The organism is Ferrimicrobium sp., assembly GCF_027364955.1.
Lineage (GTDB): Bacteria > Actinomycetota > Acidimicrobiia > Acidimicrobiales > Acidimicrobiaceae > Ferrimicrobium.
On sequence record NZ_DAHXOI010000010.1, the window covers coordinates 71,138 to 97,689 of the forward strand.

The 26,552-nt window shown below is 56.7% G+C and carries 26 protein-coding genes, 2 tRNA genes and 1 pseudogene; 23 read left to right on the forward strand and 6 right to left on the reverse strand.

All coding sequences use genetic code 11. The annotated features are described in order from the left end of the window. The first annotated feature begins 121 nt into the window (after window positions 1–121). Complete coding sequence (locus tag M7Q83_RS08380; RefSeq protein ID WP_298337342.1) at window positions 122–982, forward strand: MBL fold metallo-hydrolase; 861 nt, start codon at window positions 122–124, stop codon at window positions 980–982. On the opposite strand, the gene M7Q83_RS08385 is transcribed toward M7Q83_RS08380, so the two are convergent. Continuing rightward, the gene (locus M7Q83_RS08385) at window positions 979–2,439 is read right to left on the reverse strand and encodes a hypothetical protein (protein WP_298337345.1); all 1,461 of its coding nucleotides are present in this window, start codon (window positions 2,437–2,439) and stop codon (window positions 979–981) included. The two genes, M7Q83_RS08380 and M7Q83_RS08385, sit on opposite strands and share 4 nt — an antisense overlap. Next, on the reverse strand, window positions 2,429–3,154 hold the full coding sequence (locus M7Q83_RS08390; protein WP_298337348.1) for an SAF domain-containing protein: 726 nt from the start codon (window positions 3,152–3,154) through the stop codon (window positions 2,429–2,431). The genes M7Q83_RS08385 and M7Q83_RS08390 overlap by 11 nt, the downstream gene beginning before the upstream one ends. Before the next feature lie 203 nt (window positions 3,155–3,357). Between M7Q83_RS08390 and M7Q83_RS08395 the strand changes: the two genes are divergently transcribed. After that, a complete protein-coding gene (locus M7Q83_RS08395; protein ID WP_298337350.1) occupies window positions 3,358–3,600 on the forward strand; it encodes a helix-turn-helix domain-containing protein in 243 nt (80 codons plus the stop codon). 761 nt (window positions 3,601–4,361) lie between these two features. Here the strand turns inward: M7Q83_RS08395 and M7Q83_RS08400 are convergent. Next, window positions 4,362–4,916, reverse strand: a complete 555-nt coding sequence (locus tag M7Q83_RS08400; RefSeq protein WP_298337353.1) for a hypothetical protein — start codon at window positions 4,914–4,916, stop codon at window positions 4,362–4,364. A 145-nt stretch (window positions 4,917–5,061) separates the two neighbouring features. Here M7Q83_RS08400 and M7Q83_RS08405 point away from each other — a divergent pair, with 145 nt between their 5' ends. From M7Q83_RS08405 to era, 5 genes are read left to right on the forward strand one after another with little or no spacing between them, the layout of a single operon-like run. After that, window positions 5,062–5,229 carry a hypothetical protein gene (locus tag M7Q83_RS08405; RefSeq protein WP_298337356.1) on the forward strand — a complete coding sequence of 56 codons (168 nt, stop codon included), beginning with the start codon at window positions 5,062–5,064 and terminating at the stop codon, window positions 5,227–5,229. Window positions 5,230–5,242: 13 nt separating this feature from the next. Continuing rightward, window positions 5,243–6,223 carry a PhoH family protein gene (locus tag M7Q83_RS08410; RefSeq protein ID WP_298337359.1) on the forward strand — a complete coding sequence of 327 codons (981 nt, stop codon included), beginning with the start codon at window positions 5,243–5,245 and terminating at the stop codon, window positions 6,221–6,223. Then, complete coding sequence (gene ybeY / locus M7Q83_RS08415; protein ID WP_298337362.1) at window positions 6,220–6,771, forward strand: rRNA maturation RNase YbeY; 552 nt, start codon at window positions 6,220–6,222, stop codon at window positions 6,769–6,771. Before M7Q83_RS08410 ends, ybeY begins: the two co-directional genes overlap by 4 nt. 8 nt (window positions 6,772–6,779) lie before the next feature. Next, on the forward strand, window positions 6,780–8,054 hold the full coding sequence (locus tag M7Q83_RS08420; protein WP_298337365.1) for a hemolysin family protein: 1,275 nt from the start codon (window positions 6,780–6,782) through the stop codon (window positions 8,052–8,054). Continuing rightward, window positions 8,054–8,896: a GTPase Era gene (gene era / locus M7Q83_RS08425; protein ID WP_298337368.1), complete on the forward strand. Its 843-nt coding sequence runs from the start codon at window positions 8,054–8,056 to the stop codon at window positions 8,894–8,896. The genes M7Q83_RS08420 and era overlap by 1 nt, the downstream gene beginning before the upstream one ends. A gap of 219 nt (window positions 8,897–9,115) precedes the next feature. On the opposite strand, the gene M7Q83_RS08430 is transcribed toward era, so the two are convergent. Continuing rightward, window positions 9,116–9,634, reverse strand: a complete 519-nt coding sequence (locus tag M7Q83_RS08430) for a hypothetical protein (RefSeq protein ID WP_298337370.1) — start codon at window positions 9,632–9,634, stop codon at window positions 9,116–9,118. Window positions 9,635–10,194: 560 nt separating this feature from the next. Here M7Q83_RS08430 and M7Q83_RS08435 point away from each other — a divergent pair. The 16 genes and pseudogenes from M7Q83_RS08435 to M7Q83_RS08505 form a co-directional block, all read left to right on the forward strand. Continuing rightward, window positions 10,195–10,677 (forward strand): FABP family protein, encoded by a 483-nt coding sequence (locus M7Q83_RS08435; RefSeq protein ID WP_298337372.1) that lies wholly within the window; start codon window positions 10,195–10,197, stop codon window positions 10,675–10,677. Next, window positions 10,674–11,402: a polyprenyl diphosphate synthase gene (gene uppS, locus M7Q83_RS08440; RefSeq protein ID WP_298337375.1), complete on the forward strand. Its 729-nt coding sequence runs from the start codon at window positions 10,674–10,676 to the stop codon at window positions 11,400–11,402. Before M7Q83_RS08435 ends, uppS begins: the two co-directional genes overlap by 4 nt. Then, entirely contained in the window at window positions 11,399–11,581 is a 183-nt protein-coding gene (locus M7Q83_RS08445) for a hypothetical protein (RefSeq protein WP_298337377.1), read from the forward strand. Before uppS ends, M7Q83_RS08445 begins: the two co-directional genes overlap by 4 nt. Then, a complete protein-coding gene (gene recO, locus M7Q83_RS08450; protein WP_298337380.1) occupies window positions 11,578–12,327 on the forward strand; it encodes a DNA repair protein RecO in 750 nt (249 codons plus the stop codon). Before M7Q83_RS08445 ends, recO begins: the two co-directional genes overlap by 4 nt. A gap of 45 nt (window positions 12,328–12,372) precedes the next feature. Then, window positions 12,373–13,707 carry a glycine--tRNA ligase gene (locus tag M7Q83_RS08455; RefSeq protein WP_298337383.1) on the forward strand — a complete coding sequence of 445 codons (1,335 nt, stop codon included), beginning with the start codon at window positions 12,373–12,375 and terminating at the stop codon, window positions 13,705–13,707. A 160-nt stretch (window positions 13,708–13,867) separates the two neighbouring features. Continuing rightward, the gene (ppdK, locus tag M7Q83_RS08460) at window positions 13,868–16,498 is read left to right on the forward strand and encodes a pyruvate, phosphate dikinase (protein ID WP_298337386.1); all 2,631 of its coding nucleotides are present in this window, start codon (window positions 13,868–13,870) and stop codon (window positions 16,496–16,498) included. A 30-nt stretch (window positions 16,499–16,528) separates the two neighbouring features. Then, entirely contained in the window at window positions 16,529–18,376 is a 1,848-nt protein-coding gene (dnaG, locus tag M7Q83_RS08465) for a DNA primase (protein WP_298337389.1), read from the forward strand. A gap of 105 nt (window positions 18,377–18,481) precedes the next feature. Continuing rightward, window positions 18,482–19,540, forward strand: a complete 1,059-nt coding sequence (locus M7Q83_RS08470; protein ID WP_298337392.1) for a sigma-70 family RNA polymerase sigma factor — start codon at window positions 18,482–18,484, stop codon at window positions 19,538–19,540. Window positions 19,541–19,599: 59 nt separating this feature from the next. Then, window positions 19,600–19,672: transfer RNA gene (locus tag M7Q83_RS08475), tRNA-Asn, on the forward strand. Window positions 19,673–19,676: 4 nt separating this feature from the next. Further along, a tRNA-Ile gene (locus tag M7Q83_RS08480) sits at window positions 19,677–19,752 on the forward strand. A gap of 308 nt (window positions 19,753–20,060) precedes the next feature. Then, window positions 20,061–20,351 (forward strand): type II toxin-antitoxin system Phd/YefM family antitoxin, encoded by a 291-nt coding sequence (locus M7Q83_RS08485; protein WP_298337395.1) that lies wholly within the window; start codon window positions 20,061–20,063, stop codon window positions 20,349–20,351. 44 nt (window positions 20,352–20,395) lie between these two features. After that, window positions 20,396–20,623, forward strand: a complete 228-nt coding sequence (locus tag M7Q83_RS14265; protein ID WP_366526389.1) for a type II toxin-antitoxin system RelE/ParE family toxin — start codon at window positions 20,396–20,398, stop codon at window positions 20,621–20,623. An 834-nt stretch (window positions 20,624–21,457) separates the two neighbouring features. Beyond that, on the forward strand, window positions 21,458–22,897 hold the full coding sequence (locus tag M7Q83_RS08490) for an AAA family ATPase (RefSeq protein ID WP_298337398.1): 1,440 nt from the start codon (window positions 21,458–21,460) through the stop codon (window positions 22,895–22,897). 634 nt (window positions 22,898–23,531) lie between these two features. Beyond that, window positions 23,532–23,852: a transposase gene (locus tag M7Q83_RS08495; RefSeq protein WP_298337401.1), complete on the forward strand. Its 321-nt coding sequence runs from the start codon at window positions 23,532–23,534 to the stop codon at window positions 23,850–23,852. Window positions 23,853–23,896: 44 nt separating this feature from the next. After that, window positions 23,897–24,544: an IS3 family transposase gene (locus M7Q83_RS08500; RefSeq protein ID WP_298337404.1), complete on the forward strand. Its 648-nt coding sequence runs from the start codon at window positions 23,897–23,899 to the stop codon at window positions 24,542–24,544. Between the two features lie 115 nt (window positions 24,545–24,659). Beyond that, window positions 24,660–24,860: pseudogene (locus tag M7Q83_RS08505) on the forward strand (IS3 family transposase); the annotation flags it as partial. On the opposite strand, the gene M7Q83_RS08510 reads toward M7Q83_RS08505, so the two are convergent. Both M7Q83_RS08510 and M7Q83_RS08515 read right to left on the reverse strand, forming a co-directional pair. After that, on the reverse strand, window positions 24,841–25,698 hold the full coding sequence (locus M7Q83_RS08510) for a hypothetical protein (RefSeq protein WP_298337407.1): 858 nt from the start codon (window positions 25,696–25,698) through the stop codon (window positions 24,841–24,843). The pseudogene M7Q83_RS08505 and the gene M7Q83_RS08510 overlap by 20 nt on opposite strands. A 211-nt stretch (window positions 25,699–25,909) precedes the next feature. After that, the gene (locus M7Q83_RS08515) at window positions 25,910–26,506 is read right to left on the reverse strand and encodes an IS607 family transposase (protein ID WP_298337425.1); all 597 of its coding nucleotides are present in this window, start codon (window positions 26,504–26,506) and stop codon (window positions 25,910–25,912) included. Between the last annotated feature and the right edge of the window lie 46 nt (window positions 26,507–26,552).

Below are 26,552 nucleotides of genomic sequence, written 5' to 3' on the forward strand. Positions count from 1 at the left end.
CGATAGTATGACCTAAGATGGCGGTTGTGGCAAGGCAGGCGCGGGTGACGACGGGAGGCCACGTGATCAGGAGGAGATCGGTGTTGTATGGAGCGATAGCCGACGTGCGAGCGGAGCCTGAATGGCGGTGGTGCAGATGAGCGCACAGGACCCTCGTGATCCCATGGCTCCACCGGTAGTGCCGGGGCCTTTCGAGGTCAGTCAAGGTGTCGTTCGTATTCTTGCTCCTAACCCATCGCCGATGACGTTGGACGGCACCAATACCTACCTTGTGAGCGGTCCCGACCGATCGCAGGCAGTCGTGGTCGATCCGGGTCCTGACATGGAGGAACATCTGCGGGCGATCAGGGTGCTCATCGAGGCTCGCCAACTTGCCGTACGAGCGGTTATCACGACCCATGCCCATCTTGATCATGCGGCTCTTGGCCCTCGAGCCGCTGAAGAATTCGGCGTGCCGTTGCTCACGGCGTCGGAGATCGTCGATTCGGCGTTGGCCCAGCGAGTAGTGACGGCCTGTGGGGTCAGGGTTTTGGCGACGCCAGGACATAGTGCGGACTCGGTGAGCTATCTCAGTGCTGACGGTGTATTGCTGAGTGGTGACCATCTCCTGGGGCGTGGCACGACAGCGATTCTGCATCCAGATGGTTCGCTTGGACAATTCCTTCGATCCTTGGCGACGGTGGAGGTGGCGGAGTTCGCCATGATTGCACCGGGGCACGGACCGGTGATGGACGCAGACCTGGGTCGACGGGTTATCGCGTACTATCGAGCCCACCGACTCGAGCGAGTCGACCAGGTCCGCCGACTCCTCGAGGGCGGTGATCGCGCGGTCGTGGACCTTGTCACCGCGATCTATGGCGCGATTGAGGATCCGATCGTTGCTTGGTCGGCGAGGGCGTCGACGCTTGCCACGATCACCTATCTGACCCAGGAGGGTGACTGGTCGCTTGAGGGTGACCATATCGTGCGCGTTGCGCATTAATCTTTGGCCTTGGCAAAGAAGTCCAGCAGGGGATCCACCCGTTCGTAGAACGGGTGAGTGACGATTGGAGCCTGCAGGCCCGGGTTGGTCGGCGGCAACTGGGTAGCCCTTTTGGCAAAGGGACGCAACGGCCGGAGCAGTCCTGATGGAAATGGGAGGACGTCTTCATGAAAGTCGTCGAGCGCGACGGTGCCGAGCATCACGATCTCGAGCGTGACGATGCGAGAGAGACGCTCGGGAATCGCTTCCTTGAGGAGTTGATGAAGGTTGTGCCCGCGGCGCAACTCCTCTCGGGTTCCTGTGATCACAATCATGAGTTCGCGGATCGTAGGTAGAGCACTGGTGGTTTGGCGAACAAGATTGATGAGCTGATAGGTGGAGGTGAGGCCTCCCGTTGCGGTAAGCACCAGCGTCGAGGCTTGGTGTAGCAGGTTCTGCGCGAGAAGATCAACCCCTTCGGCCTGGTAGCCGTTTTCGACGTTGTACGACGATGCCCCAAGCGGGGCGACGATGGTTGCCGCACTTTCGCCGAAGAGCTGAAGGAGTCGTTCGAGTCGATCGGCATCGAGTTCATGGGCGGTTCGCGGTGTCAGGGGTTGGGGGAGGAGACGGTAGCCCCGCTGTGCAATCATTTGGGTGAATGCTGCGATGGATGTTGGAGCTGCTGCATGGGCAAGGTGGTCGATCGAAGGAGCCTCCAATGGCAGGTCGTGGAGAAATCGTTGGAGTCCTCCGGTAACAAAGTCGATCAAGATCGTCTCATGCAGTTCGGCGAAGAGCTGTGCGAATACGCAGCTGAGTTGGGCGGTCAGGCCCGGGTCGATGCCCAGAACCGGAATGAAGTAGCAACCGCGGATGGGTTCTTGGCCAGAGAAGCCGGGCGCGCCAACCTCCCCTGGGTGAGGCGGGATCTGCTCGGATCGTCGGGGGGAACGAGCGAGGTTGGGGGGGATATCGGTGACCGCGCCGTCCGCTAGTGAGACCGGATTGGGCGCGGTCATCGGCGCTGAGGTTGGAGGTGGGCACTGTACTGGTGGCATTCCGGCATCGGGGGTCGGTGAGACTGGTGGACTCGGTGTCCATTCTGTGACAGCACCACTGGACTGCGCCTCGGCGCGGCCAACTTCGTCGAGACTGTTCTGCATGCCTGGAGTGGTTGTGCTGGTTCGAGTCGATGATGCTCGATGCGGGGCCTGCGCCTGCGCTGTGGCCTGGTGGGCCATCTGAACGAGGGTTGAGGGGTCGAGCGTCAAGGCCACTGATGAAGTGAGCGTTTGCCAGCGGTTCTCTAAGGGCAAGGAGGTGATGACAAGTCCACCTCCGCAGAGGTCTGTGAGTGGCTGTGGGGAATCAAGGCAACGGATTCGGAGATCGTGGGCGTGAGGGGCAAGGTGGGCGAGCGTCGTGGAGGCAACTCCATCCTCTTCGATGACGACTAGGAGTGGCCTATGGGACATGGGGGCCACCGATCGGCGGATAGCTCTGCAGCGTTGTGTGTCCCACAACCCCGGTAGCGCCAATGATTGCGATCTTGCCGGTTTGTTCCGCCTGGTAGATCGCGAGAGCGGTCTCGATGTGTGCGACGCCAACGGTGATGAGGTAGGTACCGTTGTTGGTACTCAGCGCATGGATCTCCAGATCTACGGCGAGCACTTGGGATGAGGCAATTCCGCTCGCCGCCGTGTAGGTGGCGATGACATCGACACGATCACCGGGTTGGATCAGACTTGTGCCAACGGACGAAGTCGGTACCGAGACCGTGATGAGCGGTAACGGGCGAGATGGACGAGACCGGACGACCATCGAGGTTTCGACGATCTCATCGGGGGTGATATTGGTGGTTGTCACCTCTCCGATCAAGGTAGTTGGATCATGGGGAACGGCATCGGTAAGCCAACTCGGTACCACCGTCTTACGAAGTTCGAGATCTTGTGGAAGGAGGGCTGCTCCTGCGGGGACGGCGATCTTTGCGACGGGAACCCAGGCAGTACGGGGCTGTTGTTCCTCGTGCACCAATGAGGCACCGAGCGTAGCGACAGCGATCGCCAACATGGTGACAAGCCCAACGAAACGCAGCCTTGCTGGTTCGATGCGTCGGGTGCTTCGTAGGCGTTTGCGCTTAAGGGACCACTTGGGGTCATCACTGCGTGTAGGTGTACTGATCGATCGCATCGTCCCTCCCTGGCTCTTGACGCATCGCCTTGGGTATAGGTGGCGGCATGGTCTCCCTCCTTGGGAGGGGAGGCATGCGCATGTACCAATCCGTTGGCGATGCTGGTGCATCCTTGCAGTACGGGAGCTTAGCGGTCCGGTCGCTGACGTGTCAAGTCATCCTCTGGTGAACTATGATAAACAATGATAGATGGAGGAACTTTGTGGTAGACAGCAAGTGGTTGAGTTCCAAGGAGGCGGCGGAGCGACTGGGTGTGTCGCTGCGTACGCTCTATCGGTTGATCGACGAGGGTCAGCTGACGGGCTATCAGATTGGGCGTAATATACGCTTGCGTCATGGTGATCTTGATGACTATGTTGAACGCAGCCGTATTGCGCCGGGGGATCTTCGTCATCTTTACCAATTTGACGAGGTCGATGCCAGCCTACGGAGTGAGGGTTCCTAAGCGCTTGGCCATCGTGGGATGCCCTTCGCAGATGGTTCGCCTTGCTCGACAACGTTGCAGGTAGGCCCGCACCCCAAGGGACCCACAACATCGTTACACGATGCTTTTCCAGTGGCCATCCCAAGGAAGAACCATCCCAAGGAACAGTTCAGACAACCGGTAACTCAGTACTGCATGGTCACCACACCAGGTGTCGGCTTCATGCGAATCCAAGCCGGTGTGCTGGGGATCGGGCTAGCCTCCAATTGGGGTTCCTGGTGCTCACCCGAATAGTGCGAGCGACCGTAGAATGAACTGGGGCACAGAGACTCACCATCATTGCCGGGGGGGTGGTCTCGACCAACGGGCTGGGCGCGTACCCCCCGTGATGGTAGCTTTGTCGTAGTCTGCGCGCTCGCTCGCGGCAACTACTGACCAACCAGCGCGGTGGTTGTCGTTGTCCAAGCATGGAGGCAGCCTGAACCCTGAGCCTTGGCGGCTCGCGTTGACTTTGAGTCTGTCTGCATGTCATGCCAGTTGGGATGCAACATCGCTAGCTCACCCGTGGGCATAAGAGGCATCGCTCAGCTTACCGAGCGCAAGGAGCCGAATCGGATAAGGAACCTCATCGACTGGGTAGGGTGCGTAATGAATGGGCGCGAGGTGAGGCAGAAGACAGCTGCCGATGCCTGGGAGTTGCTCGGGTAGAGGGTTCCGATAATTGCGACCAAAGCGCTGATGAAATGGCGCCCGAGATGCTAGTGTGGTAGGTACGATGCGTTTTACGAGACCGGGAGTTCCGGACTGACCAGAGCAATGCATGAAAGCCGTAGTGCGGTGGGGATGGCTCCGTGGCTCCTGTAGTACAGGTAGTCCTCAGCAATGGTAATCAGTCGTTCGAGTGCGTGTCGATGACCGAAGATGTCCGTCAACAGACAGTTTCCTCCATTGGTGATGCGTTCGAGTTCAGTCAGGAACGAACGAAGTTCGGCGGCTGCTTCGGTGCGTATAGTGAGGAATTGGACCGATGTGATTGCAGACGGACTGATGAGATGGGCCCGACTGCCCTCGGTGAGCAGCCTGAGCGCATCAGTACCGTAGGCGGTAATTCTCCCTTGGAGTTGTTGCAATCCGATTGTCAATCGGACAGTGTGTTGATAGCTGAGCAGTTCGGTAAAGCTGCTTGTCTCGAGGCGTCGCAAGGCCTGCTGGTGACGTCGGAACTCCTCGGCGAAAGTGAGTTCGGTGGCGATCTCATCGAGTGCATGCATCAGTTTCGAGGTGACCTCATTGGTCGTATCAGTTGCCTGCTCTGCAGGCGTTTCCTTGGAGTCCATTCCTTAGCCATCGCTCAATTGATTCGACCACTTGACTCGGTCTTGGATGACCAGGGTAGTGTCCTGCCACCTGTTCGGTCGTATCGCAGCCGCCCACACGGGTCGAGGAGTTCTGGCTCTTGTTCGAGAAGGCGCAGGAGCCAGGATGAGGCGGTGGCGTTTGCCGATCCCCAAGCGTCGCCTAGACGAGCACCGAGCGATGATGGAGGCGGACATCACCAAACGAGCACCGAGTATCTACGATTGGTCAGCAGAGAGTAAGCAGATGATACCCAACACCGTGAGTGTAGCGCAATGGTGGATGAGAGAGTGAGGATAACTTGACGATGTCGAGTGCCAATATGAGTGTGGCATCGATGACGGGCCGTTTGCGGGTCACGAGCCCACCGGCCCTTTTGAACGTCCTTGGGCGTAATGACGAGCATTTACGGATTCTTGAGCGCGCATTTACCCGCTCGCGCATCCTTATCCGTGGAGATGAAATCATGGTGGAGGGGCCGGACGCGACGGTGGTCATCCGACTCTTTTCGGAGCTTTTGGCTATTGCTGACCGCGGTGATGCGATCGAACCCCAGACACTCCAACGGGCTATCGATATGGTCGAGGCCGAGGCGAGCCCAAAGGATGTCACTGATGTCGAGCTTGCGCGTTCGCGCTCTGGTAAGCCAGTGCGCCCCAAGACGATCGGGCAACGCAGGTACGTGGAGGCTATCGGAGCCAATACGATCACCTTTGGGATCGGGCCTGCTGGTACTGGGAAGTCCTACCTCGCGGTAGCACTCGCGGTCGCGGCGTTACAGGAGAAGCGTATCAATCGCATCATTTTGACCCGCCCTGCGGTTGAGGCGGGGGAGCGGTTAGGATTCCTGCCCGGTGATCTCAATGCGAAGGTCGATCCGTATCTGCGTCCGCTGTACGATGCCCTCTATGACTTGATGGATCCCGAGACGGTCACCCGACTGTTCGAGCGACAGGTGATTGAGGTCGCCCCCCTTGCTTTCATGCGCGGTAGGACGCTTAACGCGAGCTTTATCATCCTCGACGAGGCTCAGAACACGACACCTGGCCAGATGAAGATGTTTCTCACTCGTATCGGATTTGGTTCCAAGGCGGTCGTGACCGGTGACGTGACCCAAGTCGACTTGACGAGTGGCCGTTCCGGACTGTTCGACGTGGAGCGGACACTCTCTGGTATCGAGGGTGTGGCCTTTGTTCGTCTGGACTCGAGGGATGTGGTTCGCAACCCGATTGTTACGGCGATCGTTGACGCCTATGATCGAAGTGAGGCGGAGGCAAATCGATCGTGAGTAGTGAGTTAGAGATCTTTGTCGCTAATGAACAGGACGACGTCCCGATAGCCGAGGACTTGTTCTATACGTTGGCCAAGGAGATCGCCACCCATGAATATAAGGTCCGGCCGGCCGAGCTCTCGGTTCTCTTCGTGGACCGTGATGTGATCGCATCGATGAACCTTGAGTTTCGCGCGATGAACGGGCCAACTGACGTCCTTTCCTTTGTGATTGAGGAGGATGAACCGCCCTTTGGAGGATCTCCTGACTCACGGAGGCCAAGTCCGACCTCGCCGCAGCCGGAGCGCCCGGCCCTGTTGGGCGACATTGTGATCTGCCCCTTGATCGCTGCGGAGAACGCACCCCAGCACCAGGGTGAACGGGGCCATGACGGTACACTTGAGGATGAGTTGGCGTTGCTGCTTGTCCATGGTGTGTTGCATCTTCGAGGCATGGATCACGAGATTGATGCCGAAGCGGAGCTGATGGAGGCACGAGAGGATGCGTTGTTGGAACAGTTCTACCGCCCTTTGAAAGTTGCGCGTCTCGGTCGGGGGCGTGAGTAGGTCGGCCGATGAACACTGAAGACACCTGGTCGCTGGTTGTCGTTATTTTTCTGGTATTGCTATCTGCGATCATGTCTCTAGCAGAGACTTCTTTGACGCGAACCTCGAAGATTCGTGCCCTTGGGCTGGTGGAACAGGAACGCCGGGGAGCCAAGCGACTTGCCGCAATGGTGGAGGACCCAGGTTCCTACCTCAGCACTGTACTATTCGTGACCCTCGTTGCTCAGCTCGTCGCCGCCACGCTGGTCGGTATCATCGCTGACCATCTCTTTGGACCTCTTGGAGTGGTCGTTGCCACCATTGTTGAGGTACTGGTAATTTTTGTTCTTGGGGAGGCGGTGCCAAAGAACATCGCAGTGGTCCGCCCGGACGAGAGTGCGCTTTTTGCGGCACCGTTGGTCTCGGTGTTGGTCAAGTTCTGGCCCATTAAGGTGATCGCCTCCGGGGTGGCACGACTTTCGCGGCTCCTGACGCCTGGTAGAGGTTCCATCACGTCCTTCGTCTCCGAACAGGAGCTGCTCGCGATGGCTGATGCTGCAGAGGAGGGTGACGTCATCGAGGATGAGGAGCGCGCACTCATCCACTCAGTGATCAATTTCGGCGATACGATCACTCGGGAAGTGATGGTGCCTCGACCCGATATCGTCGCCGTAGAGGCGACAGCGACGATCGATGAAGCGATCGCTGTGATCGTCAAGGTTGGGCGCTCACGATTGCCGGTCTATGACGGATCGATCGATAACGTGGTCGGGATTCTGCTCGCGAAGGATCTGCTCGCGATCGAGCGTAAGGACGCTGGCCATGAGGCGGTGCGCAGACACATGCGTCCGGCGCACTTTGTTCCGGAGAGTAAGCCGGTTGCCGATCTTCTCCGGGAGATGAAGCTGGAGAAGTTCCACATCAGCGTGGTGGTCGACGAGTACGGCTCAACGGCGGGTCTCGTTACGCTAGAGGACCTGATCGAGGAGTTGATCGGCGACATCTCGGATGAGTTTGATACCGAGGATGAGGCGGTGGTAGCGGGCGCTGATGGAGGAATTCAGGTCAAGGGCACCCATGCCATCGACGACATCGAGGAGCTCTTGCATGTGACCTTGCCTGAAGGGGGATGGGATACCGTTGGTGGATTTATCGTGGGTCAACTGGGACATTTGCCAGCGGCTGGCGAGGAGGTCGAGGTGGCGGGGTATCGATTTCGAGTCCTTCATGTGACGGGCCATCGCGTCGCCACCGTTACAATTGCGCCCCTGGCCGATCCTGACAGGACCGGAGAGGCTAACTGATGCAGTCAGGATTTGTTGCAATCGTTGGCCGTACAAATGTTGGCAAGTCTTCACTCATCAACTCCATTGCAGCTGCCCAGCTTTCGACGGTGTCATGGCACAAAAACACGACACGTCGAGCGGTGCGGGTAATCGTTCGTGAACCCGAAATCGAGATGGTCTTGGTCGATACTCCGGGGCTCGACGTTGGCCATGACCAACTGGCTGCCCGTCTCTTTGCCGTCACCGAGGGTGAGATGGACGGTGCCGATCTCACGCTGATGGTGCTCGATGCAACGAAGCCGTTGAGCGACCGCGAGCGCGCGATACTTGATCGGCTTCACCCCGAGGATTTGGTGGTCATTAACAAGATTGACCTCGTAGCTCCGGGTGTGCTTTTGCCCAAGCTAGATGAGCTATCGCGATGGGATCTTAGCGAATATCTGTTAGCGTCGGCAAAGCGTGGCGACGGCGTTGTCGCGTTGCGCCAAGCGCTCTCGCAACGCCTCCCCGAGGGAGAGGCGATGTACGACGCAGAGACCAAGGTCGATCTGCCGCTGCGCATCTGGCTTGGCGAGGTCGTCCGTGATGAACTCTTGAATGGCCTGCGAGATGAGGTCCCCCACTCTGTCGAGTGCCGGGTGGTGGATTGGGATGATGATGAAGATGAGGTACCGGTCACGATCTACGTCGAGCGGGACTCTCAAAAGGGGATACTCATCGGTGAGGGAGGAGCTCGGCTCCGCTCGGTGCGACGCCGTGTCAATCGACGGCTTCGAGGGAGATATCGGGTCCGACTTGAGGTCAAGGTCGCCAAGGAGTGGAGCCGAGATGCCAGTCGCCTTGACGAATTCGAGTTTTGATCACGTTGTGTGCCCTAGCCTGACGGCAGGGCATGAGGAACGGTACAGCCAGGCTGCCTCCAGCTGACAGGTGCACTACCTATCGTTTGGGATGACCGCTTGAGCTTGACGCCAAACCGGTAGGTGGTTGGTGTGTAAGATAGAGAGTTGGTAACCGACCAGCTTTCAGTGGCGGCTCGGGTCCACGACCAGGAACGAGCTGACCGGTCGTTGCGACTCCTATGAATCTCGCAGCAATTCGTTGAGTTTCGAGCCTTTGTCGACTTTGAGCATCACGGCTCCGACAACGAGGAGGACGATCCAGGCACCTAACGAGAATCCGCGACCAAAGTAGTAGTGAGCAAAGGCGAGATGACCAGTGAGGGCAGCGGTCGTGACGCCAGGAATGGCGACGAAACCTGAGACGAAGAAGAGGATGAGGTTGAGCGCGCTATACGCAAGCGCAGGTAGATACCACATCCGCAGGCCTAGCAGGTAGATCATGGCGATCAGCGCGTAGATCACGACCTCTCCGTCAAGCCAGAGGGTTACTTCAGCGGATTTCGCTGGTGCGGCGAAGATGTGAGCAGCAGCGTCCGCCAGTGCGACTAAGACCAGTAGGAAGCGGATCCAATGGATGTTGCGGACGGAGCGCTCTGGGGTGTACCAACGTTCCCGTTCGTGCTCTAGCGGACCGGGCAAGGTCCGAGCTAACCAATCGTGGGGGGTATGGGTTACGGGGGTGTTTGTCTGAGCCATCTTGATAGTGATCCTTCCTGTGATAGCGATGCTGGAGTAACATGACAACTATTTGTAATGTTAGTGCTCACGCCGGAAAGGAACCTGGGGTCTTTTGGCCTACAGCTCACGGACAAAGGACCGATTCCCTAGCGATCTAAGCGCTTGAAATGCCACAGCTTGAGACCGAGAGGATGTGTCGGGAGCGGCCATGAGGCCCCAAGGGGGTTGCCATCCTCTTGGTTTTTCGTAGATCGCTATAGTGCGCCAACGCCGGACGCTATAGTGCGCCAACGCCGGACGCTATGGTGCGCCGGTATCGATCACTATCGTGGTCCTGTCAACTCCTTGCTCAAGGCGAGGTTGGCGTATCTGGCAAGGTCGATCAGCCCTGTGTGCTGAGGCTGTTTGATGGGCGGCGACCCAGGGTCATGAGGATCGGGTATCGGAGTACTCGAAGGCGCCATTGCCCGTAGCCCGGCGACCCAGCCGACGGCGTCGCTGGCCTTGGTTGTGGAAAGGAGAAGAGTTCCTCTGTAGAGCATGGTGGCGCTAAGCTCGATGAGGGAGTGCGTTGCTCGATGAGGAGTACGTTTCGGAGGGCCATGGAGTTTCGCAGTGCAATGATAGGTCGTTGGAGCGGCGAGGGAGCGGGTTGGTACCCGACCATCGCTGATTTTGACTTCCATGAGACGGTCGAGGTGGCTGATCTTGGCCGACCTTTTTTGACCTATCGACAGATGACTAAGGCCAGTGATGGCTCACCATTACATACAGAAGTCGGTTACCTACGGTTCGTGGGAGAACGCCAAGCAGAGCTTGTGGTTGCACAACCGACCGGCATCAGTGAGGTGCTAACCGGGTGGATCGAGGACCGCGCTGCTGGCTATCGCCTCGCGTTGGACTCGACTCAGGTAGGACATACCCCGACCTCGAAACCAGTTGCGGCCACGAGACGGATCTTTCTTCTTGAGGGGGATGTGCTGGACGTGGAGTTTTGGATGGAGGCGGTCGGCCAACCGATGCAGCAGCATCTACGATCACGGCTCCGGCGAGACCCATGATCGAGGGCATCGATCCGACCAAGATTCCTGTCCATGTAGGGTGCGTGATGGACGGGAACGGCCGTTGGGCTGAGCAGTTTGGTCTCCCACGTACTGAGGGGCACGCGGCGGGGGAAGAGGCTCTGCTTGATACGGTGTATGGCGCGCTTGATCTAGGGATCTCTTGGCTCACCGTCTATGCGTTTTCAACGGAGAACTGGCGACGACCTAGTGATGAAGTACGTTTCTTAATGAATTTTAACCGAGGCCTCCTTCGTCGACGGCGGGACGAGTTGAACGACCTCGGTGTGCGGGTTCGCTTCATTGGAAGACGAAACTGGAGGGTGCCACGCTCGGTTCTGCGCGAAATGGATCGGGCGGAGGAGCTCACCCAAGCGAACTCGACGCTCACCCTGACGATGGCCTTTAACTATGGTGGGCGAGCGGAGATCGTCGATGCGGTACAGTCGATTGTGGCTGCGGGTTATCGTCCCAGCCAGGTTAACGATGCTCTCATCGCCAGCTATCTGTACCAGCCGGAGATGCCGGATCCGGACCTTGTGGTCCGTACCTCGGGCGAGTATCGTATCTCGAACTTTTTGCTCTGGCAGTTGGCCTATTCAGAGCTTGTCTTTGTAGACGAGTATTGGCCTGACTTTCGTCGAGAACACCTGTTTGAGGCGGTGCGTCTCTACCAAGGGCGTTCACGCCGTTACGGGGGAGTGAAGGAGCCACGTCGTCGATGAAGATAGTGTATGTGATCGCGCGGATTCTGGCATGGTTGATCGGTCTTGGGTTGCTGTTTCTGGCGGTCGCCGCCATTCGAGGTGGCGCGGCACAACTTGGGAGTTTGATGATTCTCGTGGTGGTGCTGATCGGCCTGTTGGTGCTTGGCGGGCGTCGGCAGCGCTTTCGTAATCGATGAAGTCCTACACAGATCGAGCCGTGGTGATCCGCACCTGGCCACTCGGAGAGTCAGATCGAATTGTGACTCTCTTTACCCGCGAACACGGTAAGGTTCGGGCGGTCGCTAAGGGGGTGCGGAGTGCTAAGAGTCGTATCTCAGGTTTAATCCAGCCGACCAGCGAGCTCGATCTGCTGCTCTATCGCGGACGGGAGTTGGACGTCATCCAACAGGCGTCACTCGTGCAGGCGCATCTCGCTCGCGTCGGGGTTGAGCCGAGCCAATTTGGCTCGGCATTGGAGTGGCTTGAGGCGATCGACAGTCTCACCCTTGATCGGCATCCCGATCCGGTTATCTACGAGCTGATGAACCGTGGCCTACGCCTCATGGGGGATGAACCTGGCCCATTCTTGTTGGGTGCGCTGCTGGTACGACTACTCGATATCGAGGGTTATGCCCCGAACCTCACCGTGTGCGGACTCTGTGGTGCCCCTGGTTCTTTCGCAGCTTTTGACTTCGCTAGTTCTGCTCCTAGATGTTCTGGCTGTGGTGGGGAACCTGTTGGATCCGAGATCTTGGCGAAGGCGGCATCGATTCTCGCCCATCGTGTCAGTGAGGTACTCACCGACAAGGACGCTCGAGGTGGGCGGGAGTTTGAAGCGTTTGCTATTCGATTGGTCAAGGAGGTGGTAGGTAGAGGTCTGCGTTCCACCGGTGTGGTAGCCTCCCTGCTCGAGCCCCAGGCCACCCAAAATCAGCCTTCCTAAGCCTCGATAACCAGTTGGGGAGGCTCCTCCTACTACAATCCCGATATGCCTGATCTTGATCGAATGGAAGCCATTGTCAGCCTCGCAAAACAACGGGGGTTTATCTTTCCCTCGGCCGAGATCTATGGTGGATTCCGATCGACCTATGACTACGGACCGCTTGGAGCGCTCATGCTGCGCAACGTCCGCGAAGCGTGGTGGAACTTCATGGTCCAGCAGCGTCCGAACGTGGTGGGGATCGAAGCGGCCATACTATCGAGCCCAAAGATCTGGGAGGCTTCGGGGCACTTAGCGGGTTTCACGGATCCACTTGTCGATTGTCGCACGTGCGGTTCACGGTGGAGAGAGGACCAGATCGAGGGCGTATGCCCTAGTTGTGGATCTACGGATCTCACCGAGGCGCGTGACTTTAATCTGATGTTTCGGACCTTTGTCGGTCCTGTCGCCGATGATGCCTCGGTAGCCTACCTACGGCCCGAGACCGCGCAAGGAATGTTTGTGAATTTTCCGTTGGTGCAGCGAGCGCTTCGGCTCAAGCCACCTTTTGGGATCGCCCAACTCGGTAAGTCATTCCGCAATGAGATCACTCCCGGCAACTTTGTCTTTCGAACGCGCGAATTTGATCAGATGGAGATGGAGTTCTTTACCCCGCCGGAACTCGCTGACCGATACTTCCAGTATTGGACCACAGAGCGTTACGAATGGTACCGTACCCTTGGGATTCCAGCAGACGAGCTGCGCTTACGACCACATGATCCCGATGAGCTTTCTCACTACTCGAAGGGCACCGTCGACATTGAGTATCGGTTTCCGTGGGGCTTTGGCGAACTTGAGGGGATTGCGAATCGTGGAAGCTACGATCTCAACGCCCATGCGACGCATTCTGGCACGGATATGACCTACTTCGACCCGCAGACCAATGAGCGCTATCTGCCCAACGTCATCGAACCCGCCGGAGGGGTGACGCGAGCGATGATGGCCTTCTTGCTCTCAGCCTTCGACCGAGACGAGGTAGGCGGCGAGGAACGTACCGTCTTGCGCTTGTCGCCCTTCCTTGCTCCGTATACGGTTGCGGTGTTGCCATTGTCACGAAAGCCTGAACTCCAGGGGGCAGCAGATGCAGTCTTCGCGAGCTTAGCTAGTGCGTTCAGTTGTGATTTTGATGTGACCCAGTCGATTGGACGTCGCTATCGCCGACAGGATGAGATCGGTACGCCATTCTGTGTCACCGTTGATTTCGATACCCTCGATGACAAGGCGGTGACGGTACGAGATCGTGATACGACTGAGCAAGTGCGTATTCCAATGACTGAGGTTACGCGCTATCTTCAGGAACGGCTGGACTCCACGGCTCGCCCTGTCGCCACACCCTTTGGTTAGGTGGTCGGGGTATCTGGCTATACTCTTGGCATACCTCGGCAACGTCGCTGACAGGTAAGAAACCGCCACAAGCGGGCAGGGACAGACTGGAGCGATCAGGCGGAGGGAGAACAGCCCGATCGTCGCGCTTCCAGGGCAGGCAGATGGTAAGGAGACGACCGTGCAGTTTGTGTTCTCATTCGATTATCCCCATGAGGTAGCACCGATGAATCTCAAGCACTTGCTTGGAGGTAAGGGTGCCAATTTGGCGGAGATGACCTCGGTGCTGAAACTTCCAGTACCGCATGGCTTTACCATCTCGACTGACGCGTGTCGTGCGTATATCGACGAGGGTTGGCCAGACGGACTGACGGTCGAAGTTGACCGCGCACTGGCCGAACTCGAGGAGCTAATGGGCAAGCGTCTCGGTGATCCAGGCGATCCGCTGCTAGTGTCGGTGCGATCGGGAGCGCAGTTCTCCATGCCAGGGATGATGGATACGGTGCTAAACCTTGGGCTCAATGATGTCTCCGTGGAGGGTTTGGCAGCACTGACCAACGATCCTCGGTTCGCCTACGACTCCTATCGCCGTTTTATCGCGATGTATGCCCGAATTGTGCAAGGTATTGAATCGGACGAGTTTGATCGATTGCTTGATGCCGCCAAGGAGTTATCGGGGGTCGACTCCGATGGTGAGATTCCAGCGGAGCTGCTCCGGTACCTGGTTGGCGCCTATAAGGAGATTGTTGCTCAGGAGACCGGAAGCCCATTCCCTCAGGATCCAAAGGTGCAGATTCGAGGCGCCATTGAGGCGGTTTTTGGTTCGTGGAACGGACCGCGAGCGATCGCCTATCGTGAACGGGAGGGTATCGACCATCGTCTTGGAACGGCGGTCAATGTCCAAGCGATGGTCTTTGGTAATCGGGATGATAACTCCGGAACGGGTGTCGGCTTCACCCGCGACCCCGCAACTGGAGAACAAGGCGTTTATGGCGACTTTTTAGTGAATGCCCAGGGAGAGGACGTTGTCGCCGGTGTCCGCATAACTGAACCGCTCGCAGAGTTGGAGACCCATTTCCCTGAGGTGTTCCATGAGCTCATGGATATCTTCGAACGCCTTGAGTTGCACTATCGAGATATGTGTGACGTGGAGTTCACCGTCGAACAGGGCAAGCTTTGGATGCTACAGACACGAGTCGGCAAGCGAACCGGTATCGCGGCTTTGCGTATGGCGGTGGCCATGACGAGCGATACCGGGATCAAGCTGACCCGTGAGGAAGCGCTGTTGCGCATCTCTCCTGATCATCTTGACCAGATGTTACACCCACAGTTCGCGACCACGAAGTTCGAGGTCCTCACGACTGGTCTTGGAGCCTCTCCCGGAGCGGCAGTGGGGAAGGTGTACTTTACCTCTGATGATGCAGTGCGTGCCCACGAACGGGGTGAGGAGGTCATCTTGGTACGCAAGGAGACCTCGCCTGATGACGTCCACGGCATGTTGGCCGCTAATGGCATCCTGACGAGCCGTGGAGGTTTGGTTTCGCACGCCGCCGTGGTTGCTCGAGGTTGGGGAAAACCTGCTGTCGTGGGTGCCGATCAACTGATCTTCGAAAATGGCTTTGCAAAGATTGAGGACGTTGAGCTGCACGAAGGAGATGAGATCTCGATCGATGGTTCAACGGGGACGGTAACGCTTGGACGACTGCCACTTGAGGCAGCTGAGCCACCGCAGGAGCTCGAGCTCCTCCTCGAGTGGGCTGACCAGCTCTCTGCTGGCCATATGAGCGTACGGGCGAATGCGGATTCGGGCCCCGATGCTGAGGTAGCTCGCCGCTTTGGTGCCAAGGGTATTGGTCTTTGTCGCACTGAACACATGTTTCTTGCTGAGGACCGATTGCCCATCGTTCGTCGAATGATCTTGGCAGACACCCCGGCTGATGAGGAGCGGGCGCTTGAAGAACTTCGCGTGGCCCAACGGGAGGACTTCCTCCAAATTTTGCGTGCCATGGATGGTCTGCCGGTAACGGTGCGACTCCTTGATCCGCCACTCCATGAGTTCTTGCCAGATATCGATGCGCTCCTTATCAAGGAGAGCAATCAGACGTTGACCGAGGAGGATGCAAAACTTCTAGAGGCAGCCAAGACATGGCGAGAGTTCAACCCTATGCTGGGTGTGCGAGGTGTGCGCCTGGGGGTACTCAAGCCAGGGCTGTACACGATGCAGGTGCGCGCACTGCTCGAGGCGGCAATGGACCTGAAGCGCTCAGGTGGTGAGCCACACGTCGAGGTGATGATCCCCTTGACGATCTCCAAGGCAGAACTAGCCTATGCCCACGCGTGGGTGGAGGTGGCGCTGGCAGAACTCGGTGCTGATGACGGGCTCGATGTGCTCTTTGGAACGATGATCGAGACACCACGGGCGGCACTTTTGGCGATGGAGATCGCTGAGATCGCTGAGTTCTTCTCGTTTGGCACCAATGATCTCACGCAGTTGACCTATGGTTTCTCTAGGGATGACGTGGAGGGTAAGTTGATGCCGATCTATCTTGCCCAGGGATTGCTTCCCTCTAACCCCTTTAAGGTGGTCGACGCCGAAGGGGTCATTGAGCTTGTCAACATCGCAGCGAAGCGGGGACGATCGACGAGGCCTGATATCAAGCTAGGTGTCTGCGGCGAGCACGGTGGTGATCCTGATTCAATTGCCAGTTTTGTCAAGATCGGGCTCGACTATGTGAGTTGTTCCCCGTATCGGGTGCCGATTGCGCGCCTTGCTGTTGCTCAGTCACTGATCCGCGAGGGTGCTAGCCTATAGAAGGAAGTACGTGAGGAAGGAGCTCGTAGAGTGGGCTACTCTGAGCTTGATATTCGGCGTGTCCTGGATGCTACCGATATCGTTACCCTCATCGGTGCTTCGGTGGCGCTCAAGCGTGTCGGTCGCCGCTACGTAGGATTGTGTCCCTTCCACCAAGAACGATCGGGTTCCTTCTCGGTCAACGGCGAGGACGGCGTCTATTACTGTTTTGGTTGCCATGCCAAAGGTGATGCCATCACCTTTGTCCGGGAGACCCAAGGGATCGATTTTGTCGATGCGCTCGAGTACCTTGCAGATCGTGCACATGTGACGATCGAGCAGGCGACGAGTACGCCGACGGATCGTAACGTCAAAACCCGACTCTATGACGGGTATGAGCGACTCGCGCAGTGGTATCAGGCACAGCTTGGTGATCCGCTTCGTGGCGAGGCAGCTCGTGCCTATCTCGATAAGCGCGGGATCTCTCCGGAGTCCATTCGTGCCTTTGGGATTGGGCTCTCTCCCATGCGGGTGCAACTGCCCTTCGCGCGTCTTGGTATCGAGTTGGGTGATTGGGAGGAAGGTGGTTTCGGTTACCGTGACCAGCAGGGCACGCTCGTCGATCACATGCATGGCCGGATTGTTTTTCCCATCAGAGATACGACCGGCCGGGTAGTCGCCTTTGGTGGGCGGATTCTTCCTGAGGAGTTGGAACGACTCGATGGCAAGGCGGCGAAGTACAAGAACTCATCGGAATCACCGGTCTATCGTAAGCGGCGCACCCTTTATAACTTGGACCGAGCGCGTTCCGCAATCGTGGAGAAGGGTGTGGTGATTGTCTGTGAGGGCTACACCGATGTTATCGCGCTCGATCAGATCGGGATTTCCAATGTGGTGGCAACCTGTGGCACCGCCTTCTCGGAGGAGCATCTCGATGTCTTGCGACGTTTTGCGCGTCGCATCACCCTCTTTTTTGATGCAGATGCCGCTGGACAGAACGCTGCCGAGCGTCTCTGGGGTGAGGAGGAGAGTCGTGGTGTGGTCTTTGACGTGGTCACGCTTCCGGATAATCTCGATCCGGCCGATGCAGCGGTGAAGGATCCGGGCCTGGTGGAGGAGTCCCTTCGTCGCGCTGTCCCGATCACCCGTTTTCGACTTGAGCGTCTGTTGGGAAGCGGGGATCTCGGCTCCACCGAGGATCGTTCACGTGTGGCGAAGCAGGCGATCGCGATGATTGAGCGGCATCCCAACCACCTGATTCGTGGAGAGTACGTGGCTCTGATCGCTGATCGAACAGGCTTCTCTGTCAACGAGCTGATGGTACAGCTGCCAAAAGGGGCACGTTCTCGAGTCGTCGACGAGCAGGCTGGAGAAGCAGTAGTGCTGGACCGACCTGCGATTGAGGCGCTTCGGCTCTTGGTCCACGACCCTGCGGGGCTGGACGGAATTGTCGTCGCTGAGCTCTTCCGTGACCCCACACACCGACGGATCGTGAAGGCAATTCATGGTACCACTTCGCTATGGGAGGTGCAACAGCGGCTAGGAGAGGTAGCATCCGAGACGATGCTGCAGCTCTTTTTTCGGCTGGCTAGCGAACAGCCGGAGAGTGACAACAGTGCTGATGTGATAGCCACACTCGTGCTACGAGAATCCAAGCTCGAACTTGCGAAGTTGACGCGTTCTTTACGGGTCTCAGCAAGAGAGTTGACCGCGTTGATTGCGGAGGTCCCGAGGGTGCGACTTTTGATCGAGGAGCTTCAGGGGGACCGAACCAGGATGGAGCCTTGTGGCGAGCTAATCAATTGGTTGGTCTCCATGCGTTCACATGTCGGTGGGGAAGTGGAGATAGATCTTTCAGCCAACCCTCTGAACAGGCGCCCAGTTCTCGAGGATTACTAGGTGACAGACGGTCATAAGAAAACAGCGACACCTTCTGGCAGGTCCAAGTCGGTGGAGACATTCCCAGTAGTTGACGAGGTGAGTACTGAAAAGTTGGATCCTCCGATGAGCGTCGTGGATGCTGATGCCACTCTATCACGAGCTCCAGCAAGCGGGACCACCGATGATGATGATGCTGTTGTGTCGACGACGCCGAAGTCGGTGAGCAGCAGGCGTACCTCGGCGAAGGGGAGACGCGATAGTCAAGCGGCTGCGAGGGAGTCTATGCAGGTTATTAGGGCGGGTTTCACGATCAAGGAGGCCGACGACTTCTTGGCCTCGTTGTCGGGTGCAGCATTGCTCTCACGAGACGAGGAGGTTCAGTTAAGCGCCATTGTGCAAGAGCTCCAAGGTCGTGATCAGCGCACCCGCGAGGAAGAACGGGTCTTGGCCGCTGCTAAGGAGCGGTTTGTCTCATCGAACTTGCGTCTTGTCGCCTCCATCGCACGACGTATGCACGGAGGGGCCGTGCCGCTTGAGGATCTTATCCAAGAGGGCAATATCGGTCTGATGCGAGCAGTGGAACTCTATGACGGCCGTAAGGGATTTCGTTTCTCGACCTATGCCACCTGGTGGATACGACAAGCCATCTCACAAGCGATAGGGGAGTTCCGCAATGAGATTAGTTTGCCGCGATCCCTGCAACAGGATTTTCAGCGGATTCAGCAGATTCGGCTCGACCTGCAGCAGAAATTTGGTCGTGAGCCGCGACTTGAGGAGGTCGCCGATGCTTGTGGTCTCGAACTCTTCAGAGTTGAGGAAATTCTGATGTACGCACAATCGGTATTATCGCTTGAGGCGAGTCCCACGACTGATAGCGGTTCGGAGGCTGTGCTGGGTGATGCGGTACCGGATCGGTCAAGTCCGCCGATTGAGGAGACCGTCACATCTCAGGATCTTGGGCGAATCGTGCAACTTGTCCTCGATCAGCTTGAGGAACGAGAACGAGCGATCCTCGTGTATCGTTTCGGACTCAACGGAGAGGAGCCGCACTCTATTGAGCAAGCGTCGGATCGCTTTGGCGTCTCGAGAGAGAGGGTCCGCCAAGTGGAGGCACGCGCGATCTCTCGGCTGCGCCGTAATGAGTCGACGCAAGCTCTCAAGGAGGTCCTCCGCGACGGTTAGGACGTTGGCGCGCGCCATGGCCGGTTGCCTGGATTGGCCTGCTAGATTGTGTAGTCTATTCCGGGGTAGCTCAATCGGCAGAGCACGCGGCTGTTAACCGTGTGGTTGAGAGTTCGAGTCTCTCCCCCGGAGCTCGGGGCCCGTAGCTCAGCGGTTAGAGCAGGGGACTCATAATCCCTTGGTCGTGGGTTCGAATCCCACCGGGCCCACCAGGTCAGGGCATGTGTCAACTCAATGGACTGGCAGAAAAACCCAACAGGGCCCCCAAAGTTGCTGTGTTCACAACGAGACGTGTGCTCCTTGTAGCCCTGCGACCTTTGTAATGACGAAGCTCCCCACACGTGCAACCTCTGGATTGTGAGCGCTTGTCTCATCTCCACTCTGCTCGACCCTCTCGCACTTCAGGTGGATCGCATGGCGTTCGCCACTTCACCAAGAGGTCCTCTTCGGTATTGGATAGGTTTGTAGCACCAGTCTCTGCTTCGACAGGTTAATACAGTTTCACGCTAGAATTACGTACATGTCTACTCTGCCATTAGCTGATGCTCGTGCTCAACTCTCGAAACTCGTCACAGAGGCGGAAAACACGCACGAACGCTTTGAGATCACTCGCAAGGGCCACCGTGTCGCAGTTCTACTTGGAGCGGATGACTACGACGCATTGTGTGAGACGATCGCAGTCCTCTCGGATGCCGAGTTGCTGCGATCCCATGCCGAGGGCATACAAGCCGTCGAAGTTGGCGATGTCGTAGACGCTGACGAGCTTGCGCAACTGATGCGTCAATCGAACAGGCTGCGTGAAACTGATTGACCGAGAGAAGATACCGGTTAGAGGTTGCCTCTCCGGCAGCGCGAATGCTCGCGGAATCATTGCCACCCAAGATTGGGGTAGCTATCCTTGGTTTCCTTACTGAGGTTCTGGTCGCTGAGCCAAGAAAGGTTGGAAAACCGCTTCGACCACCGCTTGACCCTGTATGGTCGGCGAGACGAGGTTCTTATCGGGTACTGTATCTCATCGACGAAGACCAAGGTATCGTCATCGTCACTGCCATTCGACATCGAAGTGATGCATATAGGACCTGATCCGAACGCAGTCGATTCTTGGTGCATCGGAGATTCTCACCCTAGGCAGGCCAGGAAAGCTTGACTTTCGGGGCTCATGTAAACAGATCTTCGGCGCCCACCCAAGACTTATGCGCATCGTCGGGCCAGATTCACGTTGAGTTGCTATCCACCCAACTTTTCACCCAACAGTTGTTTCCGAGCACGTCCCGCCCAGTCCGAGGCTATCTCAGCACCCTTGCCAGAACACCTCGATGAGCTGCAAAAATCAGACGTACTCGGATGAATTGACTACCAGCTCGGACACTTTGTGAACATCTCATAATCCCTTAGTCTTGGGTTCAAATCCCACCGGGCTCACTTCATGTTGCCTTTCAGCGTTGAGGCATTAGCCGGCCGTAGGTAAGATGGGCCAGAAAGACGCTAAATCGGTATAATCCCTAGACAGTATCTTTGAGTGACGCCCCGTAGTCGTTTCGGACAACCTGGCAATACCGATCCAACGTTCTGCGAACCTCGAGGGCTCGATGAACTATCAGATGCATTGCAGGATCAGTCACAGAGTGCATACCTAACGGGTTGTGGGGTGAACGGTTCCCGTCATGATAAGCCGATCGTCTTCCGACTGTCTCGCACGCCACCTGGAGATTCAGCGCACGTTTGTTGACAGACAAGGTGGCTATTCCTGATACGGCGTCGCATAACCCAGAGCCGGTTCGCTTCGGGGGTCGATTGGCTGACTGTTGTACTGTATCGCGTGCACATAGCTCTGTCGGGAAGGTTGTGACTACAAAATCCCTGGGGTTTTTGAAGATAGTGACTGCAAAAACCGGGGGGTTAAGCTAACAACTTTGTATGGTCTTAAATGAAGGACAGGTTGCTGAAGCGGTGCGCCGAGATAGTCCTTGGTGGCGAAATCCTCATTGGGTAGCGACCGACCGTGATATGCGTGAGGCCGCCGCATCTCAGATTAATTACTATCCCTTATCTCTAGAGAACATACGGTTTGGAGGCCTCTACATGCTCTATGGCCCCCGGCGTGTTGGCAAAACCGTGCTGGTGAAGCGATCTGTTCAGGCGCTTCTTGCGCAGGGGGTGAATCCACTACAGATCATACGTGTGACAGTGGACGGATGGCAGGCTAATCGGCTCGGGACGCTGTACGAATATGTCGTGAGAGTCTTAACAAGCTCGGTGGGTGACGGGCGGAGATACTGGTTTATCGATGAGGTCACCGCTTGCCGTGGGCAGTGGTGGTCGGTGTTGAAGAACCTCAGAGATAACACTCACTTCGGTGATGATTGTGTCGTACTCACCGGTTCAACGAACCAAGGTCTTGACGAGGCAATCAAAGCTTTTGCAGGTCGCAGAGGTCCTGCCGCTGACCCCGATAGATGTCTGCTGCCGATGAATTTTGGGGAATTCTGTAATAGCTTATCAATTGACCTACCATCCGTTGCAGGAGTTCGTGCAGATGAGTTGATGTCTGATCGGGCTCGTGATATTTGGATGACGCTCGCTCCGTATACCGATGACTTAGTAGCCGCTTGGCAGATCTACCTTGAAGTTGGTGGGTATCCCAAGGCTGTCGGCGATTGGCGTCGGACGAATCAGGTTGTGGCGCCGACATGGCAGGCCTTGTGGGATGTAGTGAGAGGTGACGCCATCACCAGTGGAATGAGCGAGGTCATCCTAGGTGCGGTGATCAACGGTATCGGGGTCCGATTGTCGAGTCCCACTTCCATAAGTGGCTTCGCCGAAGAGGTTGGGGTGGCTCGAGAGACTCTGATGAAGCGTATCGATGCTCTCGCAGGTGCATTTCTCATCTGGCGAAACCCGAGAGCTGATAACAGGGGTAACGCAGATCTCCGCAAGCAGGGAAAGTTTTACTTTCTTGATCCGCTGGTTGCTAAACTGCCAGAGCTCGTTAACGGTCGAAGCCAAGTCGACGTCACGCGCTTGAACGAGCAGCAGCTTGGCGTTGCCCTACTGCAGTGGAATGAGAGAGTGCGCCCTGGTTCAGTTCGTTCCGGGGACTGGATCACTCATTATCGCAACGCTAACAGCGAGGTTGATTTCGTAGGTAAGTGTGCGGACTCGGGGACACGCATGACACCGATTGAGGGAAAGTACGTCTCAGATTCGTGGAGACAGGAGGCCCTCGGTTTGCGGAATTCGGCTATCGGCACCGGAATCTTGGCGACTCGGGACATTCTCGAGGTAACAGTGGGAGACGCTGTGTGGGCGGTACCTGCATCTTTCTTGGCATTTGCGCTGTCGTTCTTCGGGAAATAACCGGGTTGTGGAAGGCACCTCGTACCCGGTCCACTTCGTTTGCGAGTCACGGCCATAGCTGTGCATCACCATACCTCTTCGTATGCTTGGGTTGGAAGGGTTAGTTGCGATAGAGGAAGTGGTTCCTGAACTGCACCCAACTTTTCACCCAACAGTTGTGTCCGAGAACGTCCCACCCGGTCCGAGGCTGTCTCGCCGCCCTTGCCGAAACGCCTTGATGAGCTGCAAGCATGAGACGTACTCGGACACTATGACTACCAGCTCGGACACTTTGTGAACACCTCATAATCCCTTGGTCGTGGGTTCGAATCCCACCGGGCCCACCAGTTCAGGACATGTTTTAACCTTGTGGACTTGCAGAAAAACCCAACAAGGCCACCAAATCGGCTATGGTGTCAGCGGAACGTGTACCCCTTTCAACCCTGCGACCTTTGTAATGACGTGGCTCCCCACACGTGAAACCTTTGATTATGAGCGTTTGTCTCGCCTCCGTCTGACCCTCTGGCACTTCAGGTGGATCGCATTGGGTTTGCCACTCCAGTACCATTGGATGCCACTAAGACGGCGCATGAAGCCCGTGAAACTACTCACGATACGGGACACGGTTCTCCCTTAAAACAAGGAGAATATAGGTATGGGAGAAACGGAAGATCAGAAAACTAGGAATGAGAAGACTCGTCGACAATTTGACGACGAATTCAAAAAAGACGCAGTTAGACTCGTTGAGAGTGGAAACCTGACCGTGAGGCAGGTGGCCGAGGACCTTGGCATCTCAAAGGCCACGCTGTCGAACTGGGTGGACAAAGCCCGCAAGGAGGCGCGGGATGCGGGGGTAACCCCGGATCTTGCCGCAGAGAACCGTAGGCTTCGCAAGGAGAATGAGCAGCTCAGAATGGAGAAGGAAATCTTAAAACGATTTTCGGCCTTCTGGGTCAAGGAGACCGGCGGGAACTGATCTATCAGTTCATCGATGCCCAGAAGGCCGAATTTCCAATCTCAGTGCTCTGTCACGTGTGTAAGGTCTCACGCTCTGGCTACTACCGCTGGAACACCGAGGGGCGAGGAGTCTACGAGACGGCGTGTAAGGCCCGTGAAACGCTCAAGAAGCACGTTCTAGAGGCCTTTGAAGCCAATCGGAGCATCTATGGGGCTCCGAGGCTCACACGCGAGCTCTGGAGTCGTGGAATCGAGGTCTCGGTGGCTACCGTCGGCCGTCTCATGGATGAACTGGGCATCCAGGGAGCCTGTGGACGAGCCAAGACCATCACGACAAGGCCTGATCGTCATGCCAGAAAGAGCGATGATCTCGTGAAGAGAAACTTCTCTGTTGACGCGATTGACAAGCTCTGGGTGAGCGACCTGACCTACATCGGAACCAAGGAGGGCTGGCTCTATCTGGTCACCGTTATGGATGCGTGTTCGAGGAGGATTCTTGGTTACAAGATGAGCGATACGATGGATACCCCAGTGTTCATTGATGCCCTTAACCAGGCAAAAGCCGTTCGGGGCAGGGCGATGTTACCGACGACTATTTTCCACTCGGACCACGGGTCCCAATACACCAGTGACGACTTCAGGGAGATGTTGAGGCTTGCTGGCATGCCCCAATCGATGGGAACGGTCGGGGATTGCCTCTTAACCGGCTAATCGTGAGGCACTTCAAAACTGAGACGGAGCGCCTTGATTAGCAGGTTAAGAGGCATTAACCGGGTTCGGAAGCGTAGCGGAGAACTCCCTAATGTATCCATTAGCCGGTTAAAGTTTTGACAACGCTATGGCGGAATCTTTGTGGGCGTCACTCAAAAAAGAGCTCGTCTACCGAACCGACTTTAGCACACGAGAGGAGGCAAGAACCGCAATCTTTGATTGGATTCAGTGGTACAACCGGAAGCGTAGGCACTCGAGCATCGACTATTTATCGCCGATTCAGTTCGAACAAGCCGCTACGCTACAGGCTGCATAGGTAAGCGGAGTTCAGTGTCCCATTTGGTGAGCAAGTCCAGATCGGTCTTCAACCTGATACCACGTCTTTGTAGATCAGTGGTATACGGCTCAAGGATTGAGTCAAGTTCTCTTAACTTAACCAGCATCGCCCGTCCGAGCAACTGACCTTGAGATGTGGCGAATAGAGCAGAGCTGAAACCAAAATCGACACCAATGTCAACACCACTGGTGCGGGGTCGCGCATCCGGGGTGTCCAGCATCAATGAGATGCCCACACCTACCGGATGATGGTGCTCGTTCCTTACGAGGTGCAATTGAATAGCACCACACACCTTACCTCCGGCAGCAATAGCTTTGTCGCGTTGACGGTCAAAATAAGTGTTGCGAGTTAGCGGGATACGTACCGGCTTGCCTTTGGTAAGTGTGGCGACTTGCACCCACCAACCAACAACACCGGACTGGGACGCGCTTTCTGTCTCACTTGGGTGAGCCACAATCGAATCTAGCACCAGAGTATCGACTTTGCGCAGGTCAGGGTAGCGATGAAAACGCTGGGCATGCTTTGCAATATGGCGTATCAGCTTCATGTCTTCGTCCGCCACAGACAGTAGTACGGCGCTAGGGTCGTTAGCCGCTTCCTTGGATGTGCATGGCACCAACTCGCCGGTTTCATCACTCCGCTTCCAGGGGAGTTCTAACTCTCTCGCCCACCACGCGCGGCGGGCATTCACCCTATAGAGCACGGTCTTGCGGTGCTCCGGAAGTTGAGAGCCAGTTATAGCCTTGCGTACCTCATCTACGAGACTTGCTTGCCATCCAGAGACGCTGGCATGAACCATATTCTGAGCTGACTTCATCTGCCGCGCCGATAGGCGGTGGTCAAACGTGATGGAATCACCCGACATCACTCGCCATGATGACAGTTGTTGCCCCGATAGCACCTCCCGACGGGTCATCGACCCTAGTCCACCCAGCGCACGTCGGAATGCGGGGAACAGGGCTATGAGCGTATCAACCTTGCCAGCGTTAGCGGCAGTGACGTGTCGGTGAGTCGTAATCATCGTCAGCTTAACCAGTCATTAGCCGCTCACCAAGAGCGGGGTCAATCTCAAGAGCGGAAATCACATCGTCGGTGCGACGTCTAGCAGACCGTAGTCCATAAAGACGTGCAGCAAAACTGTAAATGATGGATACGAAGTCCTCCATTAGATCGGCTTTTTCTTCAGTAGCAGCGTCAGCGACCACAATTTGACGCCCCTGCAACCCCAGTAGAACCTCGAACCAGCCGAACCCCACCCTTGACAGACGATCCTTGTGCTCGACCACCAGTGTCCCCCATGAGTCGTCCTTCAACAAGGCAGTCAACTTCGGACGGTTGTCGTTTACACCTGATGCGATCTCCTTGACTACCGACACCACCGACAACCCTGCTGCATTAGCGAATGCGGTCGTCCGTTGCGCTTGGCGCTCGAGGTCATCCTTCTGTTTGTGCGTAGATACCCGCGCATATACAGCCGCCTTGCGTACTAGAGCGTGTTGTGGGTCTGGCACTACAACGTGACCAGAGTCGTCAATATACGCCCCTTCTAACTTGCCGGCTTTAAATCTATTCCAGGCCGCTCTGTACTTGATCCCATTCTTAGCGGCGTATTCCGAAAGTTTCATACTATCAGTATAGTACGGTTCGCCATAAACATTCCACAAATCGCCA

What these genes read in the sequence shown, in the direction of transcription:
- M7Q83_RS08380 (WP_298337342.1), top strand. Translation starts at nt 122, where the DNA reads ATGGCGGTGGTGCAGATGAGCGCACAGGACCCTCGTGATCCCATGGCT.
- M7Q83_RS08385 (WP_298337345.1), bottom strand. Translation starts at nt 2,439, where the DNA reads ATGTCCCATAGGCCACTCCTAGTCGTCATCGAAGAGGATGGAGTTGCC.
- M7Q83_RS08390 (WP_298337348.1), bottom strand. Translation starts at nt 3,154, where the DNA reads ATGCGATCGATCAGTACACCTACACGCAGTGATGACCCCAAGTGGTCC.
- M7Q83_RS08400 (WP_298337353.1), bottom strand. Translation starts at nt 4,916, where the DNA reads ATGGACTCCAAGGAAACGCCTGCAGAGCAGGCAACTGATACGACCAAT.
- M7Q83_RS08405 (WP_298337356.1), top strand. Translation starts at nt 5,062, where the DNA reads ATGAGGCGGTGGCGTTTGCCGATCCCCAAGCGTCGCCTAGACGAGCAC.
- M7Q83_RS08410 (WP_298337359.1), top strand. Translation starts at nt 5,243, where the DNA reads ATGTCGAGTGCCAATATGAGTGTGGCATCGATGACGGGCCGTTTGCGG.
- M7Q83_RS08420 (WP_298337365.1), top strand. Translation starts at nt 6,780, where the DNA reads ATGAACACTGAAGACACCTGGTCGCTGGTTGTCGTTATTTTTCTGGTA.
- era (WP_298337368.1), top strand. Translation starts at nt 8,054, where the DNA reads ATGCAGTCAGGATTTGTTGCAATCGTTGGCCGTACAAATGTTGGCAAG.
- M7Q83_RS08430 (WP_298337370.1), bottom strand. Translation starts at nt 9,634, where the DNA reads ATGGCTCAGACAAACACCCCCGTAACCCATACCCCCCACGATTGGTTA.
- M7Q83_RS08435 (WP_298337372.1), top strand. Translation starts at nt 10,195, where the DNA reads ATGAGGAGTACGTTTCGGAGGGCCATGGAGTTTCGCAGTGCAATGATA.
- uppS (WP_298337375.1), top strand. Translation starts at nt 10,674, where the DNA reads ATGATCGAGGGCATCGATCCGACCAAGATTCCTGTCCATGTAGGGTGC.
- M7Q83_RS08445 (WP_298337377.1), top strand. Translation starts at nt 11,399, where the DNA reads ATGAAGATAGTGTATGTGATCGCGCGGATTCTGGCATGGTTGATCGGT.
- recO (WP_298337380.1), top strand. Translation starts at nt 11,578, where the DNA reads ATGAAGTCCTACACAGATCGAGCCGTGGTGATCCGCACCTGGCCACTC.
- M7Q83_RS08455 (WP_298337383.1), top strand. Translation starts at nt 12,373, where the DNA reads ATGCCTGATCTTGATCGAATGGAAGCCATTGTCAGCCTCGCAAAACAA.
- M7Q83_RS08470 (WP_298337392.1), top strand. Translation starts at nt 18,482, where the DNA reads ATGAGCGTCGTGGATGCTGATGCCACTCTATCACGAGCTCCAGCAAGC.
- M7Q83_RS08485 (WP_298337395.1), top strand. Translation starts at nt 20,061, where the DNA reads ATGTCTACTCTGCCATTAGCTGATGCTCGTGCTCAACTCTCGAAACTC.
- M7Q83_RS14265 (WP_366526389.1), top strand. Translation starts at nt 20,396, where the DNA reads ATGCTCGCGGAATCATTGCCACCCAAGATTGGGGTAGCTATCCTTGGT.
- M7Q83_RS08490 (WP_298337398.1), top strand. Translation starts at nt 21,458, where the DNA reads ATGGTCTTAAATGAAGGACAGGTTGCTGAAGCGGTGCGCCGAGATAGT.
- M7Q83_RS08495 (WP_298337401.1), top strand. Translation starts at nt 23,532, where the DNA reads ATGGGAGAAACGGAAGATCAGAAAACTAGGAATGAGAAGACTCGTCGA.
- M7Q83_RS08510 (WP_298337407.1), bottom strand. Translation starts at nt 25,698, where the DNA reads ATGAAGTCAGCTCAGAATATGGTTCATGCCAGCGTCTCTGGATGGCAA.
- M7Q83_RS08515 (WP_298337425.1), bottom strand. Translation starts at nt 26,506, where the DNA reads ATGAAACTTTCGGAATACGCCGCTAAGAATGGGATCAAGTACAGAGCG.